Origin of the sequence: Lyngbya sp. CCY1209 (assembly GCF_035615495.1) — a bacterium.
In the GTDB taxonomy this organism is placed as follows: domain Bacteria; phylum Cyanobacteriota; class Cyanobacteriia; order Cyanobacteriales; family Microcoleaceae; genus Limnospira.
Genome location: NZ_JAJENU010000060.1, coordinates 1 through 1,025, shown reverse-complemented (window position 1 = coordinate 1,025; position 1,025 = coordinate 1). Strand labels below are relative to the sequence as shown.

Below are 1,025 nucleotides of genomic sequence, written 5' to 3'. Positions count from 1 at the left end.
TATAGCTAGAGATGCGATCGCTTCAAGTCGAGAAAAAATCGCGAAATTTCTGGAAATAGGGGTTGACATTTCCCGCCGCATCGGCGACAATGAAATCGTGGGGGCAACACGCCCGTGCGCTTGATTTTTATTTCAACACCCCAACTCCCCATCTGCGAAAATCTGCGAAATCTGCGGACTGAATCAATATGGACCATCCCAACTTGGTGCGAGTCGAGAGCAATCGCGGCCGTTCGGAAGCCCTAGTAATTCTCAGGGGATACCTGTCGGAAAAAGGCTTCGTAAAGAACAAACAGTTCTGGATTGACGCCATCAGACAGGCAGGATGGAAAGGTTCAATTTATCATCTTTGGTGGGAATCTCCCGGAAATTCAGCCTGGAATAGAATTTGCATTCACCGGCGGTGGAAACGGGTGAAAAAACGCGCCGAACGGGTGGGAAAATACCATCTCAGTTCGATGATTTCAACCTTACCCGAAAAGTCGATATCTCTAATCGGCTATTCCCTCGGTGCGCGGGTCATTTATGACGGACTCGCCCACCTTTCCGACTGTCCCAAACCCGTCGATGACGTCATCCTGTTGGGCGGAGCGGTTCGCCGCAACAAAGAATGGGGAATTCGGGCATCTGGGTTGAGGGGACATCTGATCAATATCTACAATTCGGATGACGAAATTCTGGACTTGATTTTTAAGGTGGGAGAACTGTATTTGAGAAGTCCCTGCGGTTTGAAACCCATCGAAGATCGTCATCCCAAAATTATCAATATTAACGCTACCAGTTTGATGGGAACATCAAGTCACAAAGAACGACATTATTTGAGCATTTTACCGCAAACCGTGGGACGGCGATATTGGTAACGCGATCGCCTCCGTATGACTTAAGGCAATAGGCGATCGCCACCCCGTCAAAATTCGCAGTTATCATCGCCGAGTCCGGGAATTTTGTGATCGCTTCAAGTCGAGAAAAAATCGCGAAATTTCTGGAAATAGGGGTTGACATTTCCCGCCCCATCGGCGACAATG

General features: G+C 48.5%; 1 protein-coding gene. It reads left to right on the top strand.

The genetic code is table 11. The features are described from left to right. Nucleotides 1-188: 188 nt before the first annotated feature. A complete protein-coding gene (locus tag LKE08_RS00305; protein ID WP_324702198.1) occupies nt 189-860 on the top strand; it encodes a DUF726 domain-containing protein in 672 nt (223 codons plus the stop codon). The last annotated feature ends 165 nt before the right edge of the window (nt 861-1,025 follow it).

Bases quoted from the DNA above. Each gene is read 5' to 3' on its own strand.
- LKE08_RS00305 (WP_324702198.1), top strand. From the start codon at position 189: ATGGACCATCCCAACTTGGTGCGAGTCGAGAGCAATCGCGGCCGTTCG.